Here is a 12,827-nt window from a genome sequence, read left to right as displayed (position 1 = left end):
AGCGCGCGACCTCCCGAACATAGGTCAGATGAGGAGTCTTCGCTAATCGAGCGTCCGTCCGTCGCGGCGACGGTCCAGACGGTCCAGTCGGCCCAGGCGCCACGTCAGCGCCGGGACCATCACCGCCGCGGCGACGAGGTGCAGCACGACCAGCGCCACGACGGTCACCGGCGCTGCCCCGCAGAGAAACGGCGGGACCAGCGAGATCGCGGTCAGCACCACCGCCGTCCACAGGAACCGGTCGGCGGGACGCGCGCTGAACCGACCGAGCACGACGGCGAGAACGACGCCCACCACCGAGAAGACACCCGTCACCACGGCGAACCCGGCCACCGGGATCACCTCGCCACCCTCGGGAATCTCGAAGTCGACCCCGGCGGCCCCGGCGAGCGCGGCGGCGAGAGTCGTCGTGGCCATCGCCGCCACGGTGGCGACCAGGCCGACACCGACGAGCCCGAGGAGCCGGTGGGTGCGGTAGGGCGTAGCCGAGACACTCACCGCGCACCACCTGCCGACAGTCGCTCCGGCAGCCCCAGCCGCGGGAACTGGTCGGCGTGAAAGATGACGATCTCGGTGATCGCCCCACCGGTGACGCGCAGGACGTCGATGGTCAACGGCAGGTACGCGCCCTCGGCCTCCCGCCAGTGGTAGAACGCGACCGCGGGCTGCCGGTTCACCGAGGTGGCGACGCCACGCAGACCCGTCATCCCGTCGAAACCGTCCCCGATCCAGTCGCTGAGCACCGCGTCCCGACCCACCTGCAGGCCCGGCGTGGGCGGCATCGAACAGCGCACGTCCTCGCGCAACATCGTGGTGAGCCGGCCGATGTCCGTGGCCACGCTCGCCTCGGTGAAGTGCCGCACCAGCTCGCGCGTCCCGGCGTCCTGGTCGCCACCGGTCCAGTCCTGCCGCTCGGCGGGCAGGTGCTCGCGCATGCCCGCCCGCGCCCGCTGCAGGGCGCTGTTCACCGAGTTGACCGAATCCCCGAGCAGCTCGGCGACGTCCTTCGCGGGCCAGCCCAGCACGTCCCGCAGGATCAACACGGCCCGGGGACGCGGCGCGAGGTGCTGGACCGCCACCACGTACGCCAACTCGATCGTCTCCCGCGCGACCGCGACCGCCTCCGGCTCGTCCGCGTCGCCCGCCGGCAACTCGTCGAGCAGCCGATCCGGGTACGGCTGCAACCACCGCACCTCACCGCCCCGGGCCGGCTCCGGACGGCACCTGGCCAACAGGTCCAGGCAGGCGTTCGTGGCGATCCGATACAGCCAGGCCCGCACCGTCGACCGCCCCTCGAACGTCTCCCGCCGCCGCCAGGCCCGCAGGAACGTCTCCTGCACGGTGTCCTCGGCGTCCTCGAACGACCCGAGCATCCGGTAACAGTGCACGTGCAACTCCCGCCGGTGCCGCTGCGCCAGCACCGCGAAGGTGGTCTCGTCGGCCTCGGCCAGAGCGCCCGCGCCCTCGCTCCGCGCGTCCGTACCCATCACGTCATGCTCCCGTCTCGTCGTGTCCCGTCACACCTATGACGGGTGCGGGCACGAGAACTCATCACCCGCGCCGACCGCGCGTCCCGACGTACCGTGGCGACACCCGCACCGACGGGCGTTACCCTGACACCATGCAGGCCGTCTCGCCCCCCGCGACCGGCGTGGCCTTCCTGGCCCGCCCGGGTCGTCCGGCCGTCGTGGCGCGCACGCTCACCGAGCTGGCCGGCCCCACCCGGGGCGTCGTCGAACTGCCGGTGCGGTTGATGTGGAACGCCGAGCGCACCTTCGACCTCGGCGACCCCGACCAGCTCCTCTGGATGTACGAGAACGTACTGCGCGAGACCGCCAGCACCGACGACCTGCGCACCCTCATCAACGGGCGCACGCTGCGGCGGGTGTGGCGGCTGCTCAACCTCCCCCGGGGCGTCCGCCAGGCCTGGGAGAGCCGGCACCGCGGCCTGCGCGCGGCGTGATCGCACCGCACCTGCACGACTTCTACCGGGAAGTGGCCCGGGTGGCGCTGACCGCCGCCCGGCCGTACCGATTCGTGCTCGGCGGCGGGGTGGCCTGGGCCGCGCACGGCCTGGTGGCCCGGCCCACCGAGGACGTGGACCTCTTCGCCGACGTGGAGGGCGCCGCCGCCGCAGCCTCCGCCGGGGTACGCGCCGCGCTGGAGCGCGCCGGGTTCACCGTGACCGACGCCGATCCGGACAGCGAACTCGCCGACCTGTTCGACGGGTACGGCCGGGACATGAAGGACTTCGTGGTGAGCCGCGACGCACGGCAGATCCGGCTCAGCCTGGCCCGACTCGATCGACAGCAGAGCCCGGTGGTGATGGACCTCGGCCCGGTCATGGACGTCCGCGACCTGGTCGCCAACAAGATCGCGGCACTGGTCAACCGGCGGGAGGTCCGCGACTTCATCGACGTCGCGGCGGCGCTCGAGCACTACGACGTGACGCAACTGCTGGTGCTGGCCCGGCAGGTCGACCCCGCGCTCGACCCGGACGACGTCCGCGCCGCCGGGCGCTACCTCGACCGGCTGTCCGACACCCGTTTCGGCCGCTACGGCCTGAACCCGGACGACGTCGCGCGGGTACGCCGACGCTTCACCGCCTGGCCCCGCTGACGCCGGCTGGCCACCCCGTGCCGTGCTGCGGAAACCGGGGCTGACGTGGCGGGAGTGACAGGGGCTCGTTATGGTGCGCGAGGCGCTCACGAGGCGCGTCAACCCCCATCGAAGGGCACGTCATGACCTCTGGATCCGGTCCATCGCGTCGCCAGGTGCTCGCGGTCGCCGCCGCCGCGGCGACCGCCCCGCTGATCGCCGCCGCCCCCGCCCAGGCGGCGGGCCCCGCCCGGTCGCGCACCTGGGACCTCACGCTGCTGGGCACATCGGACACGCACGGCAACGTCTACAACTGGGACTACTACCGGGACGCCGAGTACGACGACAGCAAGCACAACGACGTCGGCGTCGCGAAGCTGGCCACCCTGATCAACCAGATCCGCCGCGAGCGGCGCGGCAAGGCCACGCTCGTGCTCGACGCCGGCGACACCATCCAGGGCACTCCCCTGGCGACGTACTACGCCAAGCAGGAGCCCATCACCGCCACCGGCGAGAAGCACCCGATGGCCCGGGCGATGAACGTCATCGACTACGACGCCGTGACCCTGGGCAACCACGAGTTCAACTACGGTCTGCCGCTGCTGGACCTGTGGATCCGCCAGCTCGGCTTCCCCGCCCTCGCCGCCAACGCGGTAAACGCGAAGACGGGCAAGCCGGCCTTCCTGCCGTACGTCATCAAGAAGGTCTCCCTGGGCTTCGCCGCGCCGACCCTGCGGGTCGGCATCCTCGGCCTGACCAACCCGGGCGTCGCCATCTGGGACCGGGGCAACGTCGAGGGCAAACTGCGCTTCGACGACATGATCGCGACCGCCGCGAAGTGGGTGCCGGTCATGCGGGCCCGCGGCGCGGACATCGTGCTGATCTCCGCCCACGGCGGCGACAGCGGCACCTCCAGCTACGGCCCGGAGCTGCCCAACGAGAACCCGGTGGCGCTGATCGCCCAGCAGGTGCCCGGGATCGACGCGATCCTCTTCGGGCACGCCCACAACGAGGTCGTCGAGCGGTTCGTCACCAACGAGCGGACCGGCACGCAGGTGCTGCTCTCCGAGCCCTCGAAGTGGGGCCAGCGGCTCACCCGGATGGACTTCACCCTCACCCGTGAGCGCGGCCGTTGGACGATCACCAACAAGGCCGCCACCATGCTGAACACCAACACGGTCGTCGAGGACCCGAAGGTGGTCGCGGCCGTGCGGGCCCAGCACGCCAAGACTGTGGCGTACGTCAACCAGGTGGTCGCCACGTCCACAGTGGAGCTGTCGGCGGCGGAGTCCCGCTACCAGGACACCCCGATCCTCGACTTCATCAACCACGTGCAGACCGAGGTGGTCGGCGCGGCGCTGACCGGCACCGCGTACGCGGACCTGCCGGTACTGTCGATCGCGGCGCCGTTCAGCCGTACCGCCGTCTTCCCCGCCGGCGACGTCAAGATCCGCGACGTGGCCGGCCTGTACGTGTACGACAACACCCTCGAAGCCGTCGTGCTCAGCGGCGCCGAGGTACGCGCGTACCTGGAGTACTCGGCGAAGTTCTTCCGCACCCTCGCGCCGGGCGCTCCGGTCGACCCGGAGCAGATCAGCGACCCGGCCGTGCCGGACTACAACTACGACGTGATCTCCGGCCTGGACTACGACATCGACATCTCCAAGCCGGTCGGCCAGCGCATCACCCGACTGATGCTGCCCGGCACCGACACCCCGGTCGCGGACGACGCGCAGTTCGTGGTGGCGGTGAACAACTACCGGCGCAGCGGCGGCGGCAATTTCCCCGGCATCGTGAAGACCCAGGTCTACAACGCGCAGCAGGAGATCCGCCAGCTGCTCATCGACTGGGCCCAGGCCAAGGGGACCATCAACCCGGACGACTTCTTCCAGCCCAACTGGCGTCTCGTGCGCGAGGGTGTGCCGGTCTTCTGACCGTGACGTGACGGCGGGCCGTGGGTGACGACACCCGCGGCCCGTCCGCGTATGTTCAGCCCTGCACGTTCCAGCGGACCGGGTCCTCGGCCTTCTCCGGCCGGTCCCGCCCGGGATCGGTCTCGGTCAGCGCGACCTGGTCCTCCGGACGGACCGCGGGTGGCAACTCCCCGAACCGGATGTGGCGCAGGAACGCGTACTCGTCGTCGGTGAACGGTTGCTCGGCCATCGGCACCCCCCTACTCCCCCGTCATTGTCCAACGGCGGGCCTTCGGCACATCGGTCCGTTGGCTGACAGCCCGTCGACGTTGGGTGGACCCCGACACACCCCGTAAAGCATCCTAGGATCCTGGACTCATAGCCACGGAACCCGGCAACTCGCGTCGATCTTGCACTAACGGTTGCCGAAGTGTGCGGTTTCGCGTGGAATGTCGCCACAGAAAACGCAAGATCGGCGGGCTGGGGCGGGGCGGGCTGGGGCGGGGCGGGGCTCAGGAAGGGGTGTCGGCGGGCGGGCGGCGCGGGGTTGGCAGCCGGTCCAGCACGGCGAGGGCCGCCCGGATCGGTCGGCGGCGCAGCATGTCGTCGAAGCTCGCCTGCCCCTGACAGAAGCGCACGAACATCCGCCAGCCCGGCGGGGTCGCCAACAGCCCGTGGAACACCTCCGGGCGCCGGGTGAACAGGTCGAGCAACCGGAACCCTGCCCGCATCTCCGGCGTCAGGCGCTCGGCGACCGCCCGCTCGTACCCGGCCAGATCCCCGGCGGCGACCGCCGCCCCGGCCAGCTCGCCGGAGCGCAGGGCGAAGCTGATCCCCTCGCGGCTCCACGGCTCCAACAGCCCGGCCGCGTCCCCCACGACGAGCACCCGGCCGTTACGCAATGGCGAGTCCTCCTCGCGACACCGCGTCAGGTGACCCGAATCGTGCGCCGCCGGCAGCCCGGTCAGACCCAACCGGTCGACGAACTGCCGCAGGTAGGCACGTGTCCCCTCCCCCGCGCCCCGGCCCGCGATCACGCCGACCGTCAACCGGTCGCCCTTCGGGAACACCCAGGCGTACGAGCCCGGCATCGCCCCCCAGTCCAGCAACAGTCGCCCACGCCAACGCTCCTGCTCGGCGGGCGGCACCGGGATCTCCAGCTCCAGCCCCAGGTCCACCTGGCGGTAGCGCACCCCCACGTGCCGGGCGGTCACCCCCGACGAGCCGTCCGCGCCGATCACCGTGCGGGCCGCCAGGGTCGTGCCGTCGGCCAGTCGCAGGCGTACCCCCTCGGGATCCTGCTCGATGGCACGGACCGCGACCTGCTCACGCAGCTGCGCGCCGGCGGCGACCGCCGCGGCGCGCAGGCGGTCGTCGAACTCCTCCCGGCGCACCATCGTCACCACCGGGCTGCCGTTGCGGCGGGTGAACTCCCGCCGGCCGTCGCGGGTGAACGTCACCCGGTCGACCCGGTCGTGCGCCGGCACCTCGATCCGTTCCCGCACGGCGGCCAGCGAGGTGCCGATGAGGCCGCCCCCGCAGGTCTTGTAACGCGGGTGCGTGGCCCGCTCGACAACCAGGGTGCGAACACCCGCGCGGGCCGCGGCGTGCGCCGCGGAGAGCCCGGCGGGGCCCGCGCCGACGACGATCAGATCCCAGACGATCACCATCGCAGCGTAGGGCGTGCTCGCCCTCCACCGCCCGAACGGGTGGGCATCTTCGGTCGGGCAGGGGGTAACCGATGCGGCGCAACCGTCCGCGTCCGGCGGGTGGGCGAAGGAGGAGATCATGCAGCGGATGGAGCTGTCGGAGGTCGAGCAGCGGGTGTACGAGGCGGTCACCGCCCTCGAAGCACGCGGCCAGGTGCCCTATCCGGACCTGATCGCCGAAGGATCCGGGCTGACCGAGGAGCAGGTGCACGCCCCGCTGCACCAGCTCACCGAGAAGGGTCTGCTGCACCGCGAGGACTCGCCGATGGCCGGCCTCGACTTCGGCCCCCGGTTCTGCGCCCGTCAGATGGCGTGACCCTGGACGGTTCGCCCCCGCTGGTCGGGGTAGCGGTCAGGAATGCATGATCGACCGTCAACGGGGGGCACGATGAACGCGGCGGGCGAGCCGCAGCCGGTCGATGCGGCCGAGAACCGCCGACGCTGGCAGGCCGTCGGCGTCGGGCTGGTCGCCGCGTTCATGACGCTGCTCGACGTGAGCATCGTCAACGTCGCGGTGCCGTCCATCGACCGCGCGCTGAACGCCTCCCCGAGCGACCTGCAGTGGGTCCTCTCGGGGTACGCGCTCACCTTCGGTCTGGTGCTCGTACCGGCCGGCCGCTTCGGAGACTTCCGAGGTCGGCGTAACGCGTTCGTCTTCGGGATCGCGTTGTTCACCCTGACCAGCGCGCTCGCCGGCCTGGCGACCTCACCCACCTGGCTGGTCGCCGCCCGGCTGCTCCAGGGCGCCGCCGCCGGCATCATCAACCCACAGGTGATCGGGCTGATCCAGCAGTTGTTCCGGGGGCCGGAGCGGGCCCGCCCGTTCGGGTTGCTCGGCGCGACCATCGGCATCTCCACCGCCGTCGGACCACTGCTCGGCGGCCTGCTCATCGCCCTCGGCGGTGAGGAGCACGGATGGCGGTGGGTCTTCTTCGTCAACGTGCCGGTCGGCATCGTCGCGGTGATCCTGGGTTGGCGGCTGCTACCCGGTCGGCCCGACGGGCAACCCGGCCGCCGTCGACTCGACCCGGTCGGTGTGCTGCTGCTCGGCGTCGGCGTGGTGCTGATCCTGCTGCCCCTCGTGCAGGAGCAGCAGTGGCGTACGCCGTGGAAGTGGGCGCTCATCCCGGCCGGCCTCGCGGTGCTGGTCGCCTTCGGCCTGTGGGAGCGGTGGTACGCGCGACACCGCGAACCGCTGTTCGATCTGCGCCTGTTCACCTTCCAGTCGTACACGCTCGGGTCGCTCATCGCGCTCATCTACTTCGGCGGGTTCACCGCGATCTTCTTCATCTTCACGCTGTTCCTGCAGAACGGGCTCGGCTACAGCGCGCTCGTCGCCGGTCTCGCCATCACGCCCTTCGCGCTCGGGTCCGCCGCCGCGTCCGCTCTCGGAGGACGCATCGTCAACCGGTTCGGCCGACCCCTGGTCGCCATCGGCCTGCTCGCCGTGGTGATCGGGCTGGCCGCCACCGTGCTCGCCCTGCACGTCGCGCCGCATTCCCCGGCGCCCTGGGTCACCGCCGGTCCGCTGCTCGTCGCCGGCATCGGCAGCGGCCTCGTCATCGCCCCCAACCAGACGCTCACCCTTGCCCAGGTGCCCGTCCCGCAGGCGGGCAGCGGAGCGGGCATGCTCCAGACCGGTCAGCGGATCGGCGCCGCCGCCGGCATCGCCGCGGTCGGCTCGATGTTCTTCTCCTCGCTGGCCGACAGTCACGGCGACTGGACGGGAGCTTTCGAGAAGTCGCTGCTGCTCGCCACGGGCATCATCGCGCTCGCGCTGGTGGCGGCGTTGATCGACATCTTCCGCAATCACCACCACTGACGCGATCCGCGGGTACGGCGATGGCCGGCACCCGTTGTCGGGGTGCCGGCCATCTGCGTGTCTTAGCTGTTCCAGTTGTGGGCGACCAGGTCGGTGGCCTGCTGCTCCCACTGCGCGTACGCGTCCGGGTACGCCGACACCTGCACGGTCTGCGCGGCGTCGGTCAGCGGCATGTCCTGCCAGCCGTCAACCTGACGCAGGCCCTTGAGGAACGCCGTCGTCGAGTACTCCGGGTCGGTGATCTGCTCCGGCGTGCCCCAACCGCTCGACGGGCGCTGCTGGAACAGGCCGAGGGAGTCGTGGTCGTTCATGTCGCCGAGGTGACCCAGGTTCTCCAGCTTGGACTCCTGCAGGCTGGTGGCGATGGAGATGACCGCGGCCCGTTCGGGCAGGCCGGCCTTCTTGGTGGCGGCGATGATGGCCTTGGCGTTGGCGGTCTGCTCGCCGTTGAGGTCGATGTGGGACTGGTCGCCCTGCGGCTTGGGTGCGGTGGTCTGCACCGCGGCGGCGGCGGGCTTGGCGTCGACCGGGTTGGCGTGGGCGGCGATGGGGCCGGCGAAGACGCCACCGGCGAACGCGAGACCAGCGATGGACAGCATGCTCTTGCGGAAGATCGTGTTCATGGGGGTTGCTCCTTCGGGGGTAGGAAACACCCACCTGTCACCGTTCGGGGGATCGGTGACGGGGGTGTCAGCACCTCGTCCGGGCGCTCAAAGTCTGGGGGGCGGCCTGCGAGCGGGGGGCTCGTGGCGGCCGGTCCGGGTGTAACGACCCGGGGGCGGGGTCATTCCCGGAGGGCTGACGATCCGCGGTGAGCGGGGCTCGTCGTGCCGGGACCGGGTGTGACGACCTGCGGTCCGGGGTCATTCCCGGGGGCTGACGATCCGAGGGGATCGGGGCTCGCTCGTGCCGGGACCGGGTGTAACGACCCGCGGTCCGGGGCCATTCCCGGGGGCTTGGCTCCCCCGGGGCGGGGGGCTCGGCCGTGGTCCTGCGATCGTCGGAGGGTGTAACGACCCCCGGCCCGCCACGATTCCGGCCCACGGGTGCAGCGGGTCACCACAGTGGCCCCACAACCGGACACACCGCCCGCGTGCGGCGATACGACCGGGTGATCGACTCCGGATCGGCGAACTCGGGGCATCCCGGACCGGTCGATGCCCCCATATCGGCGAACTCGTGTCGATCACGGCGATCGGGGCGGCGTGGCCGGAGCCCGTGGCACTCGGGAGGTACCGGGGAGGCCTAGGGTGATCGTGTGGCGACCCTTCTGCTTCTGCGACACGGCCGTACCACCGCGAACGCCGACGGCGGCCTGGCCGGCCGACAGCCGGTCGAGCTGGACGACACCGGGCGCGCCCAGGCCACCGCGGTCGGCGAACGGTTGCGGGCAGTGCCGTTGGCGGCGGTCGTCACCAGTCCGCTGATTCGCTGCCGGCAGACCCTGGAACTGGCGTTGCCCCAGGCCACTCCGGTTGTCGAGGAGGGCCTGATCGAGTGCGACTACGGCAGCTGGGAGGGGCAGCCGCTGAAGAAGCTCGCCAAGGAGCCGCTCTGGCCGGTGGTTCAGCAGCACCCCAGCGCGGCGGTCTTCCCGCAGGGCGAGGCGATGGCGGCGATGGCGGCCCGCGCGGTGGCCGCCGTCCGCGACTGGGACGCCCGGGTGAACGCCGAGCACGGGCCCGAGGCAATCTGGCTGGCGTGCAGCCACGGCGATGTGATCAAGGCCATCGTGGCGGATGCTCTCGGCGTACACCTGGATGCCTTTCAGCGGATCGTGGCCGACCCGGCGTCGGTGACCGCGATCCGCTTCACGCCGCTGCGGCCCTTCCTGGTTCGGCTCAACGACGCCGGCGGTGACCTCGCCGCGCTGGTCCCGCCGCCGCGCAAGCGGCGTCGGCGGACCACGCGGGCGGCCGACTCGGACGCCGCCGTCGGCGGCGGAGCGGGCGCGGCCAGGTGAGAAACACCGCCACGCCCGGGTGTGGCACCCGATACACCGGGCGCGTTGCCCCTGCGGCGATTCGGGTCGGTGGGGTGCGCGATGCCATGGTGGGCCGGATAGGGTCGTGGGTATGACCCACCAGGTGCACGCCTTCGAACCGCCGGAGCGGTTCGTCGCCGGGACCGTCGGGCCGCCGGGGGAGCGCACGTTCTTCCTGCAGGCCCGCGGCGGCGGCAGGCTGGTCAGCGTCGCGCTGGAAAAGGTCCAGGTGTCCCTGCTGGCCGAGAAGCTGGAGGAGCTGCTGACCGAGGCGCAGCGCCGCTTCGGGGTGGAGTTGCCCGAGCTGGCGCCGGTGACCGGCGACAACGAGCCGTTGGACACCCCGGTCGACGAGGAGTTCCGGGTCGGGACGCTCGGGCTGGCCTTCGACGTCGACACCGCGACCGTGGTGATCGAGGCGATCGCCGCCGGCGAGGTCGAGCCCGAGGTCGAGCTGGGCGACGAGGACGACGAAGAGGACGACGAGGACGAGGAGCCGGACGAGGACCTGGACCGGCTGCGCGTGCGGCTCACACCGCAGGCCACCCGCCAGTTCATCGAGCGGGCCCGGCGTGTGGTCAACGCGGGCCGGCCGCCGTGCCCGCTGTGCGGCCAGCCGTTGGACCCCGCCGGGCACCTGTGCCCGCGGCACAACGGTTACCACCGGTGACCTTGTCCGGCCTCCAACCTCTGCGCGACGGTGACGCCGCGCTGCGGCTGCTCCGCGACGGCACCCTCGACCTGGAGGGTCGGCTGGTCGACGCGTCGAACACCACCCTGCGGGGCATCCTGACCCTCGACGGCGTCACGGCCCGCTGCGTCTACAAGCCGGTACGCGGCGAGCGCCCGCTGTGGGACTTCCCGGACGGCACCCTCGCCGGCCGGGAGGTGTCGGCGTACCTGGTGTCCCACGCCACCGGCTGGGCCCTGGTGCCGCCGACCGTGCTGCGGGACGGTCCGTTCGGCCCCGGTTCCTGCCAACTCTGGATCGACGAGCCGGAGGACGCGGAGCCGTTGGTCGGGTTCGTGCCGGCCGAGGAGGTGCCGCCGCGCTGGTTTCCGATCGCGGCGGCCCGGGACGACGACGGTGCCGCGTACGCCCTCGCGCACGCCGACGATCCACGCCTGGCCCGCCTCGCCGTACTCGACGCGGTCATCAACAACGCGGACCGCAAGGGCGGGCACGTGCTCGTCGGCGCCGACGACCGCATCTACGGCGTGGATCACGGGGTGAGTTTCCACGTCGAGGACAAGCTCCGTACGGTGCTCTGGGGTTGGGCCGGCAAGCAGGTTCCGCCGGACGCCATGGAGATGCTCGACGGGCTCGCCGCGCAGGTCGCCGGGCCGCTCGGCGAGGAGCTGGCCGACCACCTGACGATCAGCGAGATCGCCGAGTTGGCCGCCCGCGTCGAGAAGTTGCGCGAGACCGGCCGCTTCCCGCAGCCGCCGGAGGACTGGCCGGCGATACCCTGGCCACCCATGTGACCCCGCTGTCATCTTGATCACCCGCTGGGCGTCCCGGTGTCGCCTGAGGGCTGGTTAGGCTGAGGCCATGGAGTCTTGGGCGGGACACGAGGTGCCACGGCTGCCGGGTCGGGGCGAGCCGTTGGCGTTGTACGACTCGGCGCGGCAGGGTGTCCACCCGAGCGACCCGGCCGACGCGGCGAGCATGTACGTCTGCGGCATCACCCCGTACGACGCCACCCACCTCGGTCACGCCGCCACCATGATCACGTTCGATCTGGTGCAGCGGATGTGGCGCGACGCCGGCCGTCCCGTGCGGTACGTGCAGAACGTCACCGACATCGACGACCCCCTGCTGGAGCGGGCCGCCCGCGACGGCGAGGACTGGGTGGTCCTGGCGATGCGGGAGACGGCCCTGTTCCGCGAGGACATGGAGGCGCTGCGGATCATCCCGCCGGAGCGTTACGTGGGCGCGGTCGAGTCGATCCCGGACATCGCCGACAAGGTCGAGGTGCTGGTCAAGGACGGTGCCGCGTACCGGCTCGACGACGGCACCGGCGACGTCTACTTCGACATCTCCGCCACCGGCCGGTTCGGCTACGAGTCGAACCTGACCCGTGAACAGATGCTGGAGATCTTCCCCGAACGCGGCGGCGACCCCGACCGGGCCGGCAAGCGCGATCCCCTCGACCCGCTGCTGTGGCGGGGGGCGCGCGAGGGTGAGCCGTCCTGGCCGGGCGGGGAGCTGGGCCCGGGCCGGCCCGGCTGGCACATCGAGTGCGCGGTCATCGCGCTGAACCTGCTCGGCGACCGCATCGACGTGCAGGGCGGCGGCAACGACCTGCTCTTCCCGCATCACGAGGCGTCCGCCGCGCACGCCGAACGGCTCACCGGCCAGGCCCCGTTCGCCGAGCACTACGTGCACGCCGGCATGATCGGCCTGGACGGCGAGAAGATGTCCAAGTCCCGCGGCAACCTGGTCTTCGTGTCCCGGCTGCGCGCCGACAAGGTCGACCCGATGGCGATCCGGCTTGCGTTGATCTCCGGCCACTACCGCAGCGACCGCACCTGGACCGACGACCTGCTCACGGCCGCGCAGGAGCGGCTGGACCGCTGGCGGCGGGCCGCCGCCGCGCCCGCCGGGCCGTCCGGGGCCGAGCTGCTGTCCGGGGTACGCGCCAGACTGGCCGACGACCTCGACACCCCCGGCGCTCTGGCCGTCGCCGACCGCTGGGCCGACGCGACCCTGGCGGGCGCCACGGATGACCCGGAAGCCCCGGCCCTCTTCGCGAAAACCGTAGACGCCCTCCTCGGCATCCGCCTCTAACAGTTCGGCC

At 71.8% G+C, this 12,827-nt stretch carries 14 protein-coding genes; 9 read left to right on the top strand and 5 right to left on the bottom strand.

What is annotated here, in order from left to right; all coding sequences use genetic code 11:
* Positions 1-42: 42 nt before the first annotated feature.
* A complete protein-coding gene (locus AB0J36_RS08665) occupies positions 43-498 on the bottom strand; it encodes a DUF6069 family protein (protein WP_357118814.1) in 456 nt (151 codons plus the stop codon).
* Positions 495-1,487, bottom strand: coding sequence for an RNA polymerase subunit sigma-70 (locus tag AB0J36_RS08660; protein ID WP_363660358.1), 993 nt, complete (start codon positions 1,485-1,487; stop codon positions 495-497). The genes AB0J36_RS08665 and AB0J36_RS08660 overlap by 4 nt, the downstream gene beginning before the upstream one ends.
* Before the next feature lie 134 nt (positions 1,488-1,621).
* On the opposite strand from AB0J36_RS08660, the gene AB0J36_RS08655 reads away from it, so the two are divergent.
* The 3 genes from AB0J36_RS08655 to AB0J36_RS08645 all read left to right on the top strand — a co-directional run bounded on the left by AB0J36_RS08655 (position 1,622) and on the right by AB0J36_RS08645 (position 4,532).
* Positions 1,622-1,963 (top strand): hypothetical protein, encoded by a 342-nt coding sequence (locus AB0J36_RS08655; RefSeq protein WP_357118817.1) that lies wholly within the window; start codon positions 1,622-1,624, stop codon positions 1,961-1,963.
* On the top strand, positions 1,960-2,619 hold the full coding sequence (locus AB0J36_RS08650; protein ID WP_357118819.1) for a nucleotidyl transferase AbiEii/AbiGii toxin family protein: 660 nt from the start codon (positions 1,960-1,962) through the stop codon (positions 2,617-2,619). Before AB0J36_RS08655 ends, AB0J36_RS08650 begins: the two co-directional genes overlap by 4 nt.
* Positions 2,620-2,741: 122 nt before the next feature.
* Positions 2,742-4,532 carry a 5'-nucleotidase C-terminal domain-containing protein gene (locus AB0J36_RS08645; protein WP_363660357.1) on the top strand — a complete coding sequence of 597 codons (1,791 nt, stop codon included), beginning with the start codon at positions 2,742-2,744 and terminating at the stop codon, positions 4,530-4,532.
* Between the two features lie 55 nt (positions 4,533-4,587).
* On the opposite strand, the gene AB0J36_RS08640 is transcribed toward AB0J36_RS08645, so the two are convergent.
* The gene (locus tag AB0J36_RS08640; RefSeq protein WP_355053659.1) at positions 4,588-4,761 is read right to left on the bottom strand and encodes a hypothetical protein; all 174 of its coding nucleotides are present in this window, start codon (positions 4,759-4,761) and stop codon (positions 4,588-4,590) included.
* Positions 4,762-5,023: 262 nt separating this feature from the next.
* The gene (locus tag AB0J36_RS08635) at positions 5,024-6,178 is read right to left on the bottom strand and encodes a geranylgeranyl reductase family protein (RefSeq protein WP_357399192.1); all 1,155 of its coding nucleotides are present in this window, start codon (positions 6,176-6,178) and stop codon (positions 5,024-5,026) included.
* A 121-nt stretch (positions 6,179-6,299) separates the two neighbouring features.
* Between AB0J36_RS08635 and AB0J36_RS08630 the strand changes: the two genes are divergently transcribed.
* Complete coding sequence (locus AB0J36_RS08630; RefSeq protein WP_355249091.1) at positions 6,300-6,536, top strand: hypothetical protein; 237 nt, start codon at positions 6,300-6,302, stop codon at positions 6,534-6,536.
* 42 nt (positions 6,537-6,578) lie between these two features.
* The gene (locus tag AB0J36_RS08625; protein WP_357118830.1) at positions 6,579-8,042 is read left to right on the top strand and encodes an MFS transporter; all 1,464 of its coding nucleotides are present in this window, start codon (positions 6,579-6,581) and stop codon (positions 8,040-8,042) included.
* Positions 8,043-8,104: 62 nt separating this feature from the next.
* On the opposite strand, the gene AB0J36_RS08620 is transcribed toward AB0J36_RS08625, so the two are convergent.
* Positions 8,105-8,665, bottom strand: a complete 561-nt coding sequence (locus AB0J36_RS08620) for a hypothetical protein (protein ID WP_363660356.1) — start codon at positions 8,663-8,665, stop codon at positions 8,105-8,107.
* A 635-nt stretch (positions 8,666-9,300) separates the two neighbouring features.
* Between AB0J36_RS08620 and AB0J36_RS08615 the strand changes: the two genes are divergently transcribed.
* The 4 genes from AB0J36_RS08615 (at position 9,301) to mshC (ending at position 12,817) form a co-directional block, all read left to right on the top strand.
* Complete coding sequence (locus AB0J36_RS08615) at positions 9,301-10,005, top strand: MSMEG_4193 family putative phosphomutase (RefSeq protein WP_357398361.1); 705 nt, start codon at positions 9,301-9,303, stop codon at positions 10,003-10,005.
* Positions 10,006-10,117: 112 nt separating this feature from the next.
* Positions 10,118-10,696, top strand: a complete 579-nt coding sequence (locus AB0J36_RS08610; RefSeq protein ID WP_355052975.1) for a DUF3090 domain-containing protein — start codon at positions 10,118-10,120, stop codon at positions 10,694-10,696.
* Complete coding sequence (locus AB0J36_RS08605; protein ID WP_357119371.1) at positions 10,693-11,511, top strand: SCO1664 family protein; 819 nt, start codon at positions 10,693-10,695, stop codon at positions 11,509-11,511. Before AB0J36_RS08610 ends, AB0J36_RS08605 begins: the two co-directional genes overlap by 4 nt.
* A 67-nt stretch (positions 11,512-11,578) precedes the next feature.
* Positions 11,579-12,817, top strand: a complete 1,239-nt coding sequence (gene mshC, locus AB0J36_RS08600) for a cysteine--1-D-myo-inosityl 2-amino-2-deoxy-alpha-D-glucopyranoside ligase (RefSeq protein WP_357119368.1) — start codon at positions 11,579-11,581, stop codon at positions 12,815-12,817.
* Positions 12,818-12,827: the final 10 nt, after the last annotated feature.

The sequence above is a fragment of the Micromonospora sp. NPDC049662 genome (genome assembly GCF_040675055.1).
Classification (GTDB): Bacteria; Actinomycetota; Actinomycetes; order Mycobacteriales; family Micromonosporaceae; genus Micromonospora.
The sequence above is the reverse complement of the archived record's forward strand: the minus strand, read 5'-3'. Positions and strand labels throughout refer to the sequence as shown.

Bases quoted from the DNA above. Each gene is read 5' to 3' on its own strand.
- AB0J36_RS08655 (WP_357118817.1), top strand. From the start codon at position 1,622: ATGCAGGCCGTCTCGCCCCCCGCGACCGGCGTGGCCTTCCTGGCCCGC.
- AB0J36_RS08620 (WP_363660356.1), bottom strand. From the start codon at position 8,665: ATGAACACGATCTTCCGCAAGAGCATGCTGTCCATCGCTGGTCTCGCG.
- mshC (WP_357119368.1), top strand. From the start codon at position 11,579: ATGGAGTCTTGGGCGGGACACGAGGTGCCACGGCTGCCGGGTCGGGGC.
- AB0J36_RS08625 (WP_357118830.1), top strand. From the start codon at position 6,579: ATGCATGATCGACCGTCAACGGGGGGCACGATGAACGCGGCGGGCGAG.
- AB0J36_RS08660 (WP_363660358.1), bottom strand. From the start codon at position 1,487: ATGGGTACGGACGCGCGGAGCGAGGGCGCGGGCGCTCTGGCCGAGGCC.
- AB0J36_RS08645 (WP_363660357.1), top strand. From the start codon at position 2,742: ATGACCTCTGGATCCGGTCCATCGCGTCGCCAGGTGCTCGCGGTCGCC.
- AB0J36_RS08610 (WP_355052975.1), top strand. From the start codon at position 10,118: ATGACCCACCAGGTGCACGCCTTCGAACCGCCGGAGCGGTTCGTCGCC.
- AB0J36_RS08630 (WP_355249091.1), top strand. From the start codon at position 6,300: ATGCAGCGGATGGAGCTGTCGGAGGTCGAGCAGCGGGTGTACGAGGCG.
- AB0J36_RS08640 (WP_355053659.1), bottom strand. From the start codon at position 4,761: ATGGCCGAGCAACCGTTCACCGACGACGAGTACGCGTTCCTGCGCCAC.